We start from the raw sequence: 14,053 nt of genomic DNA, 5'->3' as shown, positions 1-14,053 counted from the left end.
GGTCCCGGGCTCTATGGTTAGGCATAGGCCATGACGACATTCCCGAAGCATTTGCTGGAAGGCTACAAGGCCTTCGCCACCCAGCGGCTGCCTGCCGAGCAGAGCCGCTACCGCGAGCTGTCGGTGAAAGGACAGTCGCCGGAAGTGATGGTGATCGGCTGCTGCGACAGCCGCGTCTCGCCCGAGGTGATCTTCGACGTCGGCCCCGGCGAATTGTTCGTCGTCCGCAACATCGCCAATCTGGTGCCGACCTATCAGCCCGACGAGAGCGCGCATGGTGTCTCGGCGGCGCTGGAATATGCGGTGACGGTGCTGAAGGTGAAGCACATCGTGGTGCTCGGCCACGCGCAATGCGGCGGCATCCGCGCCTTCGTCGACAAGATCGAGCCGCTGACGCCCGGTGACTTCATCGGCAAATGGATGCAGATGTTCATCAAGCCCGGCGAAGTGGTCGAGCAGCGCGAGCACGAGACCATGGCGCAGTTCGTCGAGCGCATCGAGAAGGCCGCGGTGTTCCGCAGCCTGGAGAACCTGATGACCTTCCCGTTCGTGCGCAAGGCCGTCGAGAGCGGCCAGATGCAGACCCACGGCGCCTATTTCGGCGTCGCGGAGGGGACTTTGTTCGTGCTGGACAAGGCAAGCAAGGAATTCAAGAGCGCGCGCGGCGAGGCTTGAGCGGCTTCGTATACTGCCGCATCAAACGAGATCGTCGTCCCGGACAAGCGCAGCGAAGCGGAGCGCAAATCCGGGGACCAATACTCCCGGGACCAATCGAGGCGCGAAGGCGTAACTCCGGGTCCCCGTAACCACGTCTCCCTTACGCCGCCTTCTTCTTCGCGCTGATCAGCTTGCGGTTGATCAGGACTTCCGCGATCTGGATCGCATTGAGCGCGGCGCCCTTGCGCAGATTGTCGGACACGCACCAGAACGCGAGACCGTTCTCCACCGTCGCATCCTCGCGGATGCGGCTGATATAGGTGGCGTCCTCGCCGGCGGCTTCGTATGGGGTCGCGTAGCCGCCGGGCTCCTGCTTGTCGATGACGAGGCAGCCGGGCGCCTTGCGCAGGATCTCGCGGGCTTCGTCCGGGCTGATCGGATTCTCGAACTCGATGTTGACGGCCTCGGAGTGGCCGACGAAGACAGGCACGCGCACGCAGGTCGCCGAGAGCTTGATCTTGGGATCAAGGATCTTCTTGGTCTCCGCCATCATCTTCCACTCTTCCTTGGTGTAGCCGTCTTCCATGAAGACGTCGATGTGGGGGATGACGTTGAAGGCGATGCGCTTGGGGAATTTCTTCGCGACCAGCTCGTCATTGGTGTAGACGGCCTTGGTCTGCGAGAACAGTTCGTCCATCGCGTCCTTGCCGGCGCCCGACACCGATTGATAGGTCGAGACCACGACGCGCTTGATCGTCGCCTTGTCGTGCAGCGGCTTCAGCGCGACCACGAGCTGCGCGGTCGAGCAGTTCGGGTTGGCGATGATGTTCTTCTTCTTGAAGCCTTCGGTCGCGCCTGCGTTCACTTCCGGCACGATCAGCGGCACGTCCGGGTCCATGCGCCAGGCCGAGGAATTGTCGATCACGACGGCGCCGGCGGCGCCGATCTGCGGCGACCATTCCTTCGACACCGTGCCGCCCGCCGACATCAGGCAGATGTCGACGTCGGAGAAGTCGTAATGCTCGAGCGCTTTGACCTTGAGGGTGCGGTCGCCATAGGAGACCTCGACGCCGACGCTGCGGCGCGACGCCAGGGCCACGACCTCGTCCGCGGGGAATTTGCGCTCGTCGAGGATGTTGAGCATTTCCCGACCGACATTGCCGGTCGCGCCGACGACTGCGACTTTGTAACCCATCGTTCACTCTCCGATGAAAAAAGCCCGTTCCTGAAGCTGACGCTTAAACAGGAAGAGCAGCGCTTCTATGCGAGAACCGGCCTCAAGACAACGTGGGACGATGCCTGAAGGCCGTGGATGCAGTCGCCTGAGGCCAGCACGGCCGTTAGCCCTACCCAGATCCAGCTGGCGCTCCTGGCCGTTGCCGACGAGGTCGTCGGCACGCTGGTGCGCCTGATTGCCTATGTGGGGGCGCTCGCCCTGCTTGCCATCCTCGCCGTCGCAGCGCTCGGCCAGCTGCCTGACTTGCGCGACGATGAGCCGGCGGACAAGCCAGGCTGGAGCGTGGCCGACCGCTCGCATCCGGCCTTCGCCGTCAGCCGACTCGATTCATCAGATAAAACAGCATCTTACACCATCCTCAGGCATCCCGAAGGCGGCCGCAGGGACGTGCTGCGCTGGACCGACGCGGCGGACAAGCCCGTGGCCGAGCTCGAAATCTACCGCCAAGGCGCCGAATTCGACGTGACAAGGCCGGCGGCCGCGGGTCTGGCCGCCCAGATGGGGTTGGGGACGGTCACCCCGCTCGAGCAGGCCGGCCTGATCGACACCAAATTCGGCCCCGTCGCGCTGTTCCGGCCAACCGGCACGATCGAGGGTGCGCAGGGCTGCCTCGGCTACCTCAAGCGCAGCGAGGAGCCGGGCTTGCAGATCTCCGGCTTCTCCTGCCAGGGCGACAGCCTTCCCGCGACGCGCGCGGCGATCGCCTGCACGCTGAACCGGCTGACGCTGTTGACCTCGGGCAACGAGCCAAAGCTGGCGGAAATGTTCGCCCATGCCGAGCTCAAGCGCCGCTCGTGCGATTCGCGGGGCTCACCGGACTGGCTGCTCGGCGCCGCCAATGCGCAATTGCGCGGGACGCTTTGACCGGCATCAAACTCAAGTGGCTGGTTTGCATGCAACTTTTGCCGGCGCGCACGATTATTCCGCGCTGGTGTGACCCAATAGACCTAGTTGCGGTCACCCCGGGCGCGCTAGTATGGGGTGAAATCGACTGGCGGCTTGCCGCCTGAAGGGGACGTGATGAGCTCGAAATTTTCTGCGGCGAACAAATTGGCGACCTGGCTTGCGGCAGGCGCCGTGATTGCCATGTCCGTCGCGACGCCGGCCTCCGCCGACACCAGGACCAAGCGCTATGACGAGCGCGGCCGCCCCTACTATGGCCCGAGCGGCCCCAACGCGGTCTATCAGCAAGGCCGCACTCGCATCTATGTGAGCAAGCGCTCCTGGCTCGACGGCGGCACCGAGGTCAATCCGGGCGACCGCAAGTTCACCGACTACGCCTTCCCGCCGGCAGTGGGCTATCCGTCCTTCGCGCGCGAGAACCTCAACCGCCCGATCGACCGCCAGCCGCTCTCGCCGCCGCAGGATGTCGGCGGCTATCCGCAGAATTTCCCGCTGTACTGAGCGGGCTGATCTTTCCGAATCAAAATGGCCGGGCTCGCGCCCGGCCATTTTGTTTTTGCGAGATGCCGTAGGGCACTCCTGCCTCTCCATCGTCATTGCGAGCGCAGCGAAGCAAATCCAGAATCTTTCCGCGGAACGATTCTGGATTGCTTCGTCGCTTCGCTCCGCGCAATGACGGCTGAGACTATGCGTTCGCTGCCGGATCATAGCGCCGGCAAAATTCTTCGATCGCCTCGGAGCGAAAATCGGCGAGACGCTCGAAGATGAGCGCATCCGGCCAATCCCACCAGGCGATGCGGCGCAGGCTTGCCGCAACGGCATCCGGAAAGCGTTTGCGGATGGGGCGTGCGGGAACGCCGCCGACGATGGTGTAGGGCTCGACATCACGGCTGACGACCGCGCCTGCGGCAATCACCGCGCCGTCACCGACGCTCACACCCGGCAGCAAGATGGCGGCGTGGCCGATCCAGACGTCATTGCCGACGATGACGCGATCGCCGCGGCGGCCTGCGAAGAAGTCGCGATCGCGCGTCGCCGACGCCTCGTAATATTCAGGGCAATAGGTGAAGCGATGCTGGGACGGCCGGCCCATCGGATGGTTCGGCGCGCCGATCCGCACCGCATTGGCGATGGCCGTGAACTTGCCGATTGTCGCATCGGCGACGTCGCAATTCTCGCCGAGATAGGAGTAGTCGCCAAGCGAGGCATATTCGATGCGCGTATGGCTGAGGATCTCGCAGCGCCGCCCGATCTGCGCCTCGCGCTGGCGCACCGTTTCATGGATGATGGTTTCCGCGATCTTGGGGCGGGGTGAGGCATCCATGAGGGAGCTCCGATAGCAGGTGCGTAGGGTGGGTTAACCCTGCGACTGCGCGAAGCGCATTTCGCACGGCGTAACCCACCACTTTGATTTCCGCGGAGACAGAAGAGGTGGGGTGCCGTGCTTTTGGCTACGCGTGCAGCTTCTGCAATTCCTTCAAAATCGCTTCGCCCATCTGCGTGGTCGAGGCCGCCGTGGTGCCTTCCGACTTGATGTCGGCGGTACGCAGGCCACTGGCGAGCACGGCGGCGATCGCGGCGTCGACCTTGTCAGCGAGATCGCCCATGTCGAAGGAATAGCGCAGCGCCATGCCGAAGGACGAGATCATCGCAATCGGATTGGCGAGGCCCTTGCCGGCGATATCGGGCGCCGAGCCGTGCACGGGCTCGTACAGCGCCTTGCGCTTCTTGCTCTTGACGTCGACCTCGCCGAGCGAGGCCGAGGGCAGCATGCCGAGCGATCCCGTCAGCATCGCTGCGATGTCGGACAGCATGTCGCCGAACAGGTTGTCGGTGACGATGACGTCGAACTGCTTCGGCCATTTCACCAGCATCATGCCGCCGGAGTCAGCAAGCTGGTGCTCGAGCGTGACATCGGGATATTCGCGCTTGTGGACCTGAGTCATGACCTCGTTCCAGAGCACGCCCGATTTCATGACGTTGCGCTTCTCCATGGACGTCACCTTGTTCTTGCGCTTCCTGGCAAGCTCGAAGGCGACGCGGCCGATGCGCTCGATCTCATAGGTGTCGTAGACCTGGGTATCGATCGCGCGCTTCTGGCCGTTGCCGAGATCGGTGATGGTCTTGGGCTCGCCGAAATAGACGCCTCCGGTGAGCTCGCGCACGATGACGATGTCGAGGCCCTCGACCGCCTCGCGCTTCAGGCTGGAGGCATCGGCCAGCGCCGGGTAGCACACGGCCGGGCGGAGGTTCGCGAACAGGGCAAGATCCTTGCGCAGGCGCAAGAGACCAGCTTCGGGGCGCACCTCGTAAGGCACCGCATCCCATTTCGGGCCGCCGACTGCGCCGAAGATCACGGCGTCGGCGTCCTTGGCCTTGGCCATGTCGCCCTCGGAGATCGAGACCTTGTGGGCATCATAGGCCGAGCCGCCGACGAGGCCGGTGTCGGTCTCGAACTTGACGATCCCGGCCGAATTGAGCCAATCGATCAGCCGCTTCACCTCGCCCATCACCTCGGGGCCGATACCGTCGCCGGGGAGCAGCAGCAATTTGTGGGTCGCCATGGTCGTTCTACCTCCGTTGCGTCGTGGCCGGGCATAGCCGGCCAAAGGACGGCGTCGCTTCCGCTCGCCTATGTTCCGGCCATCCACGTCCTTGGCTTGCGGGCCGAAGAACGTGGATGCCCGGCACAAGGCCGGGCATGACGGCATCTCGTGAATTTCGGCCGGAGTGCTAGAGCGGCGTTGCGCGCTTGGCAAGACACCATTGCCGCGCCGCGGCTGTGCAAGACCGGCAGGGCCTGCCACAGTGCGGGTTGCCGGAGTACCCCTTGCACGCCCCTGACCGTCCCCCGAACCCGCATCCTGCGCGGCTGATCCTGACCCTGTCGCTGGCGGCAACGGTCGGGCTCGGCATCGGCCGCTTCGCCTATGCGCTGGTGCTGCCCGACATGCGGGAGGACCTTGGCTGGTCCTACTCGGCGGCCGGTTTCATGAACACCATCAACGCCGTCGGCTACCTCGTGGGCGCGCTTGTCGCGTCGCGGCTGATCCAGCGCGTCGGCTGGTCAGCCGCAATCCGCGGCGGAACCCTGGCCTGTGTCGCCGCGCTCGCGACCTGCGCGCTATCAGGCAATTTCGTCGCGTTGAGCCTGGCGCGCCTCGTGCTGGGCCTGGGCGCAGCGGCGGGCTTCGTCGCCGGCGGCGCGCTGGCCGCGACCATTGTGCAGTCGCAGCCCGCGCGCGCCAATTTCCTGCTCAGCCTGTTCTACGCCGGGCCGGGCATCGGCATTCTATCATCCGGGTTGATCGCCCCGTTCACGCTGCAATATTTCGGACCCGGCTCGTGGTGGATCGTCTGGTGGGCGCTGACGCTGCTGTCCGTCGCGATGACGATCCCGCTGTTCCTGATCCGCATCGAAAGCGGCGCGCGTTTCTCGGAAGGCAGTCACGCATCGTTCGCGATCCTGCCGGTGCTGATCTATCTCGCCGGCTACTTCCTGTTCGGCGCGGGTTATATCGCCTACATGACCTTCATGATCGCCTATGTGCGCGACGGCGGCGGCGGCGCTGCGGCGCAGGCGGCGTTCTGGAGCCTGATCGGTCTGTCCGCCTTCGTCACCCCCTGGGCCTGGCGCGGTGTGCTGGCGCTCGACCGCGGCGGGCTCGCCACCGCGATCATCCTCGGCACCAACGCGTTGGGGGCCGCCCTGCCGATGCTCGGGCATTCGCCGGCCTGGCTCGCGATCTCGGCGGTCGTGTTCGGCGTCGCCTTCTTCGCCGTGGTCGGCTCAACCACCGCCTTCGTCCGCTTCAACTATCCGCCCGAGGTGTGGCCGACCGCGATCGCAGCGATGACGATCTCGTTCGGCGTCGGCCAGACGCTCGGCCCGATCGTGGTGGGTGCGGTCACGGATGCGCTGGGGAGCTTGAGCTACGCGCTGAACGTCTCGGCCGCACTGCTGGCGCTCGGGGCGGTGGCGGCGCTGTGCCAGCGGAAGGTGGGGCCGGCCAGGCAATCGGTGCCGTAGGGCGAGCAAAGGCGCGAAGCGCCGTGCCCACCATCTCCTTCATCATGGATGGAATGGTGGGCACGCTTGCGCTTTGCCCACCCTGCAGCGGAGCTAGCTCCCGCTGAACGAATTGTACCCCTGGTCTTCCCAGTAACCGCCTTTGTAGTCGTTGGTGACTTCCATCGAGACCACGTATTTCGGGTTCTTGAAGCCGAGCTTTGTCGGCACGCGGATCTTCATCGGGAAGCCGTAGGCGCGGGGCAAAATCTCGTTCGCGTATTTGAACGTCATCTGCGTCTGCGGATGCAGCGCGCTGCGCATGTCGAGCGGCGAGTTGTAGCCGTCCTTGTCGGCACACTGGAACCAGACATATTTCGCGCGCGTGTCCGCGCCGATCAGCTTGAGGAAATCGCGCAAGGGCGTGCCGGTCCAGCTGCCGATCGCGCTCCAGCCCTCGACGCAGATGTGGCGGGTGATCTGGGTGACCTGCGGCAATTGATAGAGCTCGTCCAGCGTCCAGGACTTCTTGTTGTCGACGAGACCGCGCACTTCGAGCTTCCAGTCCTTGCCGTCGACATCCGGGGCATCGTCGAGATCGTAATAGGCGTTGAACGGGAACGGCTTCGTGATCGCGCTCTCCGGGAAGGTCGGCGCCAACGCATCGGGATTGAAAATGAAGGACTGCACGGCGTCGTTGAACTTCGACACCTGCTTCAGCATCTCCTCGGCCGAGGAGGAGTCGACGACGTCGCAGCCGGTGAGCAGCGTCAGCGCGCCGAGGCTGGCGCCGCCCGCGATGAAGCGGCGGCGGGTGAGATCCGGCATCGTCTTGAGGGAGTCCTTGATCAGGAGCCGCTTGTCGACGCCGGGGATCAGGAATGAACGTTTGGCCATCACAACTCTCCTAATCAGCGCCCGATGATCATCGCGCGCAGGCTCTTCGGCACCAGCAGCGCGAGCAGGACGTGGATGACGAGGAACGCGCAGATCGCGGCCATGCAGAAGAAATGCACATAGCGCGCGGTCGGATAGTCGCCGAACAGCATCACGAGGTAATACAGCTGCACCGGCTTCCACATGCCGAGGCCGGAGAGCACGATCAGCACGCCGACCACGATGATGCCGGCATAGAGCAGGCGCTGCACGTAATTGTAGACGGTGAGATCGTCATGACCGAGCTTGAAGGTCAGAGCCGCCCTGACGTCGTGAAGCACGCCGGATGGCGTGATCGGCAGCAGTTTTTTCCGGAAGCGTCCGGTGGCAAAACCGGTGATGAGATAAGCAAGGCCGTTGATCATCAACAGCCACATCGCCGCAAAATGCCAGAGCAGGCCGCCGCCGAGCCAGCCACCGAGCGTGTACTCGCGCGGGAAGCTGAAGCCGAACAGCGGCGAGGCATTGTAGATCTGCCAGCCCGACAGAATCATCAGGATCATGGCGAGGGCATTGATCCAGTGCATGACCCGGACCCAGGCCGGCTGGATCACTTTGGCCGGGGTGGCGCTGACCTGCTCGTCAGTGACTGTGAGGCTCGACATGATGGTTCCGTCCTGGCGATCGTCTAACGATAATTATACGCCGCTGCGTCCGCTTTCGTTACGCCTCTCGCGTCATGGAATCGATGCCGCGAGGCTATGGCGGTCACAAAAAAGCGAGCCGGGCACCCCCGGCTCGCCGTCTCAAAGCGTCCTGTTCGGGGGATGAAACAGGGGCGCGCGGTGTTACGTCGCCGGCATCAGCACGGTGTCGATCACATGGATGACGCCGTTCGACTGGTTGACGTTGGAGATCGTCACCATGGAGGTGCCGCCCTTGGCATCGACGATCCAGGTCTTGCCGTCCATCTTCTTGACCGTCAGTTCCTCGCCCTCCGCGGTCTTCAGCTTCTTGCCGTCGGTGAGGTCGGAGGCCTCGAGCTTGCCGGGCACGACGTGGTAGGTGAGGATCTTGGTCAGCGTCGCCTTGTTCTCGGGCTTGACCAGATTGTCGACGGTGCCGGCCGGCAGCTTGCCGAAGGCGGCGTTGGTCGGCGCGAACACCGTGAATGGTCCCTTGCTTTCCAGCGCCGGCACCAGGCCCGCCGCCTTCACCGCCGCCACCAGCGTGGTGTGGTCCTTGGAATTGACTGCGTTCTGCACGATGTTCTTGGACGGGAACATCGCGGCGCCACCGACCATGACGGTCTTCTCCTCGGCGCGCACCGGCGCGACGACGGTCGCGGTGACGGCGATGGCGCTGAAGGCGGCGGCAGCGAGATAGGCAATGCGCTTCGACATGGAAAGTCTCCCGATTGAATAGAGGCCGGCGATGGCCGGTGTTTGAGTTGGGCAACAACGGCGGCTGCGGCCGTGTGAAGTGATGCAGCAGTGCCGTCGTTGGACCGAACTACGGGAGGGTCTGCGATACGGTTTCGAGGAAAAATTCTTTGTGATGCGTGAAACTATGTGGGGAGATGTTCGTGTGGTGGCTCAGGCGTCATTGCGAGGAGCGAAGCGGCGAAGCAATCCAGACTGTCTCCGCGGATCTATGCCTGGATTGCTTCGCTTCGCTCGCAATGACGAGGTCGCGCGACCTTGGCTAATCCCTGTTGTTCGGCGTCTGGATGAAGCCGCGATTATGCGTGGGGCTGATCAGGAGCTCGTTGATGCAGACGCGCGGCGGCATCGAGGCGATGAAGGCGATGGTGCGGCCGAGGTCTTCCGGTTGCAGCATCGTGGCCTGCTCTTCCTCGCTTGGCACCACCGGGCGCAGCTTCAGGATCGGCGTCGCCACCTCGCCCGGCATCAGGCAGCAGGCGCGAAGCCCATTGACGCATTCGTCCATGTTGAAGGAATGGGTCAGCGCCAGCACCGCATGCTTGGTCGTGGTGTAGGCCGGGCCCGGCATCTTGGAGACGTGGCGGCCGGCCCAGGACGAGACGTTGATGATCGAGCCGTCCTGCTGCTTGCGCATCGTCGGCAGCACCGCGCGCATGCAATAGAGCACGCCGTTGAGATTGACCTGGACCAGCTTGTCCCAGCCCTCCAGTTCCATGTCCTTCCAGCTGCGCTTGGGAACATTGATGCCGGCATTGTTGACGAGCAGGTCGATGCGGCCGTGCCTGGCGACGATCTGATCGGCTGCCTTCTGGGCCTCCACGGCGTCGGACACGTCGAGTGCAATGGCCTCAGCCGCTCCGCCCGCGTTACTGATCTTGACAACTACGGTATCCAGGGCGTCCTTGCGTCGCCCGGACACCACCACCGTCCAGCCGTCAGCCGCGAGCGCCTCTGCGCCGGCCTCCCCGATCCCGCTGCCGCCTCCGGTGACCCAGGCCACGCGTTTCCCGTTTTTTGACATGCAAACTGTCTCCGTTGCTTCATCGGGGCGGTTTTTGCTAATCCAGCCCTCGATTTTTGACCGGCCTCCGCCGGCGAGGAATGTTGCATGAACCAAGCTGCCAACGCCAACCTGTTTTCCCGCCTGTTCGACGGCCTGGACGATCCGAAACGCCTTGCGATCGAGACGCATGACGGCGCCCATATCAGCTATGGCGACCTGATCGCGCGCGCCGGGCAAATGGCGAACGTGCTGGTCGCCCGCGGCGTGAAGCCCGGCGATCGCGTCGCGGTGCAGGTGGAGAAATCCGTGGCCAACATCGTGCTGTATCTCGGCACGGTGCGCGCCGGTGCAGTCTATCTGCCGCTCAACACGGCCTACACGCTGAACGAGCTCGACTACTTCATCGGCGATGCCGAACCGTCGCTGGTGGTCTGCGATCCCTCCAAGGCGGAAGGGCTCGGCCCGATCGCCGCCAAGGTGAAGGCCAAGGTCGAGACGCTCGGGCCTGACGGCAAGGGCTCGCTGACGGAGGCTGCCGACAAGGCAGGCAGCGAATTCACGACGGTGCCGCGCGCGAGCGACGATCTCGCCGCGATTCTCTACACGTCAGGCACAACCGGCCGATCCAAGGGCGCGATGCTGACCCACGATAATCTGGCGTCGAACTCGCTCTCGCTCGTCGACTACTGGCGCTTCACCGACAAGGACGTCTTGATCCACGCGCTGCCGATCTACCATACGCACGGCCTGTTCGTGGCGACCAATGTGACCCTGTTCGCCCGCGCCTCGATGATCTTCCTGCCGAAGCTCGACCCTGATTTGATCATCAAGCTGATGGCGCGCGCGACGGTGCTGATGGGCGTGCCGACCTTCTATACGCGCCTGCTGCAAAATCCCGCGCTGTCGCGCGAGACCACGAAACACATGCGGCTGTTCATCTCGGGCTCGGCGCCGCTGCTGGCCGAGACCCATCGCGAATGGTCGGCGCGCACGGGCCATGCCGTGCTCGAGCGCTACGGCATGACCGAGACCAACATGAACACGTCGAACCCCTATGACGGTGAGCGCGTGCCCGGCGCGGTCGGGTTCCCGCTGCCCGGTGTCTCCCTGCGTGTGACCGATCCCGAGACGGGCAAAGAGCTGCCGCGCGAAGAGATCGGCATGATCGAGGTGAAGGGCCCGAACGTATTCAAGGGCTACTGGCGGATGCCGGAGAAGACCAAGGCCGAATTCCGGCCCGACGGGTTCTTCATCACCGGCGACCTCGGCAAGGTCGATGCGAAGGGTTACGTGCACATCCTGGGCCGCGGCAAGGATCTCGTGATCTCCGGCGGCTTCAACGTGTACCCCAAGGAGATCGAGAGCGAGATCGACGCCATGCCCGGCGTGGTCGAGTCGGCCGTGATCGGCGTGCCGCATGCCGATTTCGGCGAGGGCGTCACGGCGGTGCTGGTCTGCAACAAGGGCGCCGATGTCAGCGAAGCCTCGGTGCTCAAGGCGCTCGACGGCCGCCTCGCCAAGTTCAAGATGCCCAAGCGCGTCTTCGTGGTCGACGAGCTGCCGCGCAACACCATGGGCAAGGTGCAAAAGAACATTTTGCGCGAGACGTACAAGGATATTTACGCGAAGAAATAAGGAGCGCCCTCTCGTCTCGTCATTGCGAGGAGCTCTTGCGACGAAGCAATCCAGGCTGCCTCTGCGGAAAGATTCTGGATTGCTTCGCTGCGCTCGCAATGACGGTGGGTGCGGCGGCTACTGCCCGCCCAGCAAGCTCAGCACGAACCTGCTACCCACAATGAACAGATAGCAGCCGAACGCGACTTCCAGCATGCGCTTCGACATCGCGTGCGCGGCCTTCACACCCAGCGGCGCGGTGACGAGGCTCATTGGCATCACCAGCACGGCGCCGATCAGCGAGACGTAGCCGAGCGCGAACGGCACCTGCAGCGCGGCGACGGTCGGATAGCTCGCCGCGGCGGGCCAGCCAGCGTAGACATAGCCGAGCGCGCCGGGAATCGAAATCAGCACCGCGAGCGCCGACGAGGTCGCCACCGCCTGATGAATGGGACGGCTGTAGAAGGTCATCAGGAGGTTCGAGAACAGACCGCCGCCGATGCCCATCAGCGTCGAGAGAATGCCGACGCAGAAGCCGTAGACGCGCATCAATGGCCCCTTCGGCAGGTCGTCGCCGAACTTCCAGCCTTCGCGCGCGAAGACGAGACGGGCCGCCGCCGACCAGGCGACGCCGACGAACACGATCTTGAACAGCCGCTCCGGCGCGACGCGCGCGACCACGCTGCCGGCGATGACGCCGATCAGGATCGGCACCCACCAGACGCGCAGGATCGCCATGTCGACCGCACCGCGCTTGTAGTGCGCCTGGAACGATCGGATCGAGGTCGGGATGATCACCGCGAGCGAGGTGCCGACGCACAGCGGCATCCGCACCTCCAGCGGCACACCGGCGATGCGGAAGCATTCGTAGAACACCGGCACGAGGATCGCGCCGCCGCCGATGCCGAACACGCCGGCCAGAAATCCCGAGAGCGCGCCGGTTGCGATCAGCAGCAGCGCGAGCTCGACGATCTCCTTGATATCAAGACCTGCAACCACCCCTGACTTGCCCCCGGCGACTTGGTCGCAACTTCTCCGCCACGCACGTTCGGAGAGCCATCTGCGGTGGTTTAGGCGATCTGATTCCCACGGTCGACACGCAACGTCGGCCGGCTGGGGTGGAATGCAGGGTGCGCATATCCGGACCAGACCCGAATGCGATCAAAGCTCAGCAGATTGGCGCCCGGCCGAGGCGCGCTGCCGGCGTTTTGGCTGAGCTCCGGCTGGGTTAGACGGCATGGTCCGTTTGGAGGTGTTCCAATAGCAATTTCAACGCGCCTCGGCGCTTTGGAAAGACATGAATGAATGTTCGGTTCTTTGTTGGCGGACAGAGGCTCTGGTATACCAAGCCCCTGATTGGTCTTGTTTCATCAAGGCTGTAGAGCTGAACCCTCGTTCGATTTATGGCGATTTGGTGATTGCGCAGGCGGAATCGACTCCGTAAATAGAGCCGACCTCTCGCGATCCCCGCGCGCGCCCTCAAGGGCCGCCATACAACATCAAAGCCCATGACCGCACGGATCGAACGACCGCTTTCACCACACATGCAAGTCTACCGCTGGACGCTGACGATGGCCCTATCCATCGTCCACCGCGCCACCGGTATCGCCCTTTACGTCGGAACCCTGCTGCTCGCCTGGTGGCTGATCGCGGCGGCCTCCGGCCCCGCCGCCTATGCCCATGTCCAGGCCTTCACCGGCAGCATCATCGGCCGACTGATCGTGTTCGGCTACACCTGGGCGCTGATGCACCATATGTTGAGCGGCATTCGGCACTTCGTCTGGGACCTCGGCTACGGCTTCAAGGCCAATGAGCGCGAGGCCCTGACCTGGGGCGCAGCGATCGGCGGCATCGCCCTGACGGTGCTGATCTGGATCATCGCCTATGCAATCGGAGGCGGACGATGAGCGCGACCGATACGCCCAAGCGCAGCATGCGCACCCCGCTCGGCCGCGTCCGCAATCTCGGCGCGGCGCATTCCGGCACATCCGATTTCTGGCGGCAGCGCCTCACGGGGGTGGCGATGACGCTGCTGATGATCCCGGTGCTGGTGATCATCATGATGCTGCTCGGCCGCAACCAGGCCGGCGCCAAGCAGATCCTCGGCTCGCTGCCGGTCGCCATCATCATGGTGCTCTTCATCATCGCCAGCGCCTGGCACATGAAGATCGGCATGCAGGTCGTGATCGAGGACTACGTCCACAACGAGAAGCTGAAGCTCACCGCGATCATACTCAACAACTTCTTCTCGATCGCGGTCGCGCTCGCCTCGATCTACGCGATTCTCCAACTGTCATCCGGAGTGTAAC

General features: G+C 64.1%; 15 protein-coding genes. 7 read left to right on the top strand and 8 right to left on the bottom strand.

The genetic code is table 11. From position 1 onward, the window contains the following. Positions 1-30: 30 nt before the first annotated feature. Positions 31-675, top strand: coding sequence for a carbonic anhydrase (locus tag EAV90_RS26220; protein WP_122400369.1), 645 nt, complete (start codon positions 31-33; stop codon positions 673-675). Between the two features lie 142 nt (positions 676-817). On the opposite strand, the gene EAV90_RS26215 is transcribed toward EAV90_RS26220, so the two are convergent. After that, complete coding sequence (locus EAV90_RS26215; protein WP_129145065.1) at positions 818-1,852, bottom strand: aspartate-semialdehyde dehydrogenase; 1,035 nt, start codon at positions 1,850-1,852, stop codon at positions 818-820. 117 nt (positions 1,853-1,969) lie between these two features. Between EAV90_RS26215 and EAV90_RS26210 the strand changes: the two genes are divergently transcribed. Continuing rightward, positions 1,970-2,758: a hypothetical protein gene (locus EAV90_RS26210; RefSeq protein WP_129145064.1), complete on the top strand. Its 789-nt coding sequence runs from the start codon at positions 1,970-1,972 to the stop codon at positions 2,756-2,758. A 156-nt stretch (positions 2,759-2,914) separates the two neighbouring features. After that, positions 2,915-3,298 (top strand): hypothetical protein, encoded by a 384-nt coding sequence (locus EAV90_RS26205; RefSeq protein ID WP_122400366.1) that lies wholly within the window; start codon positions 2,915-2,917, stop codon positions 3,296-3,298. Positions 3,299-3,482: 184 nt separating this feature from the next. Here EAV90_RS26205 and EAV90_RS26200 read toward each other — a convergent pair whose 3' ends face one another. Together EAV90_RS26200 and leuB are read right to left on the bottom strand one after the other, a co-directional pair. Then, positions 3,483-4,121, bottom strand: coding sequence for a DapH/DapD/GlmU-related protein (locus tag EAV90_RS26200; protein WP_129145063.1), 639 nt, complete (start codon positions 4,119-4,121; stop codon positions 3,483-3,485). A 127-nt stretch (positions 4,122-4,248) separates the two neighbouring features. Next, positions 4,249-5,361 carry a 3-isopropylmalate dehydrogenase gene (gene leuB / locus EAV90_RS26195; RefSeq protein ID WP_129145062.1) on the bottom strand — a complete coding sequence of 371 codons (1,113 nt, stop codon included), beginning with the start codon at positions 5,359-5,361 and terminating at the stop codon, positions 4,249-4,251. Positions 5,362-5,627: 266 nt separating this feature from the next. Between leuB and EAV90_RS26190 the strand changes: the two genes are divergently transcribed. Continuing rightward, entirely contained in the window at positions 5,628-6,827 is a 1,200-nt protein-coding gene (locus tag EAV90_RS26190) for a YbfB/YjiJ family MFS transporter (protein ID WP_129145061.1), read from the top strand. 93 nt (positions 6,828-6,920) lie between these two features. On the opposite strand, the gene EAV90_RS26185 is transcribed toward EAV90_RS26190, so the two are convergent. The 4 genes from EAV90_RS26185 to EAV90_RS26170 form a co-directional block, all read right to left on the bottom strand. Further along, a complete protein-coding gene (locus EAV90_RS26185) occupies positions 6,921-7,703 on the bottom strand; it encodes a molybdopterin-binding protein (protein ID WP_122400362.1) in 783 nt (260 codons plus the stop codon). Between the two features lie 14 nt (positions 7,704-7,717). After that, entirely contained in the window at positions 7,718-8,347 is a 630-nt protein-coding gene (locus EAV90_RS26180) for a cytochrome b/b6 domain-containing protein (protein WP_129145060.1), read from the bottom strand. Between the two features lie 183 nt (positions 8,348-8,530). Then, positions 8,531-9,085, bottom strand: a complete 555-nt coding sequence (locus EAV90_RS26175; protein ID WP_129145059.1) for a fasciclin domain-containing protein — start codon at positions 9,083-9,085, stop codon at positions 8,531-8,533. A 301-nt stretch (positions 9,086-9,386) separates the two neighbouring features. Further along, positions 9,387-10,148: an SDR family oxidoreductase gene (locus tag EAV90_RS26170; protein ID WP_129145058.1), complete on the bottom strand. Its 762-nt coding sequence runs from the start codon at positions 10,146-10,148 to the stop codon at positions 9,387-9,389. A gap of 87 nt (positions 10,149-10,235) precedes the next feature. Here EAV90_RS26170 and EAV90_RS26165 point away from each other — a divergent pair, with 87 nt between their 5' ends. Further along, positions 10,236-11,765, top strand: a complete 1,530-nt coding sequence (locus EAV90_RS26165; RefSeq protein WP_129145057.1) for a malonate--CoA ligase — start codon at positions 10,236-10,238, stop codon at positions 11,763-11,765. Positions 11,766-11,882: 117 nt separating this feature from the next. Here the strand turns inward: EAV90_RS26165 and EAV90_RS26160 are convergent, their stop codons facing one another. Beyond that, entirely contained in the window at positions 11,883-12,743 is an 861-nt protein-coding gene (locus EAV90_RS26160) for a sulfite exporter TauE/SafE family protein (protein ID WP_129145056.1), read from the bottom strand. Positions 12,744-13,252: 509 nt separating this feature from the next. Between EAV90_RS26160 and sdhC the strand changes: the two genes are divergently transcribed. Beyond that, positions 13,253-13,651 carry a succinate dehydrogenase, cytochrome b556 subunit gene (sdhC, locus tag EAV90_RS26155; RefSeq protein WP_027561807.1) on the top strand — a complete coding sequence of 133 codons (399 nt, stop codon included), beginning with the start codon at positions 13,253-13,255 and terminating at the stop codon, positions 13,649-13,651. Continuing rightward, entirely contained in the window at positions 13,648-14,052 is a 405-nt protein-coding gene (sdhD, locus tag EAV90_RS26150; protein ID WP_122400356.1) for a succinate dehydrogenase, hydrophobic membrane anchor protein, read from the top strand. The genes sdhC and sdhD overlap by 4 nt, the downstream gene beginning before the upstream one ends. Position 14,053: the final 1 nt, after the last annotated feature.

This window comes from Bradyrhizobium vignae, assembly GCF_004114425.1.
GTDB lineage: Bacteria > Pseudomonadota > Alphaproteobacteria > Rhizobiales > Xanthobacteraceae > Bradyrhizobium > Bradyrhizobium vignae.
This window is presented reverse-complemented; position numbering and strand designations above follow the sequence as displayed.

Coding starts and splice junctions, on each gene's coding strand:
- EAV90_RS26220 (WP_122400369.1), top strand. CDS start 31: ATGACGACATTCCCGAAGCATTTGCTGGAAGGCTACAAGGCCTTCGCC.
- EAV90_RS26215 (WP_129145065.1), bottom strand. CDS start 1,852: ATGGGTTACAAAGTCGCAGTCGTCGGCGCGACCGGCAATGTCGGTCGG.
- EAV90_RS26210 (WP_129145064.1), top strand. CDS start 1,970: ATGCAGTCGCCTGAGGCCAGCACGGCCGTTAGCCCTACCCAGATCCAG.
- EAV90_RS26205 (WP_122400366.1), top strand. CDS start 2,915: ATGAGCTCGAAATTTTCTGCGGCGAACAAATTGGCGACCTGGCTTGCG.
- EAV90_RS26200 (WP_129145063.1), bottom strand. CDS start 4,121: ATGGATGCCTCACCCCGCCCCAAGATCGCGGAAACCATCATCCATGAA.
- leuB (WP_129145062.1), bottom strand. CDS start 5,361: ATGGCGACCCACAAATTGCTGCTGCTCCCCGGCGACGGTATCGGCCCC.
- EAV90_RS26185 (WP_122400362.1), bottom strand. CDS start 7,703: ATGGCCAAACGTTCATTCCTGATCCCCGGCGTCGACAAGCGGCTCCTG.
- EAV90_RS26180 (WP_129145060.1), bottom strand. CDS start 8,347: ATGTCGAGCCTCACAGTCACTGACGAGCAGGTCAGCGCCACCCCGGCC.
- EAV90_RS26175 (WP_129145059.1), bottom strand. CDS start 9,085: ATGTCGAAGCGCATTGCCTATCTCGCTGCCGCCGCCTTCAGCGCCATC.
- EAV90_RS26170 (WP_129145058.1), bottom strand. CDS start 10,148: ATGTCAAAAAACGGGAAACGCGTGGCCTGGGTCACCGGAGGCGGCAGC.
- EAV90_RS26165 (WP_129145057.1), top strand. CDS start 10,236: ATGAACCAAGCTGCCAACGCCAACCTGTTTTCCCGCCTGTTCGACGGC.
- sdhC (WP_027561807.1), top strand. CDS start 13,253: ATGACCGCACGGATCGAACGACCGCTTTCACCACACATGCAAGTCTAC.
- sdhD (WP_122400356.1), top strand. CDS start 13,648: ATGAGCGCGACCGATACGCCCAAGCGCAGCATGCGCACCCCGCTCGGC.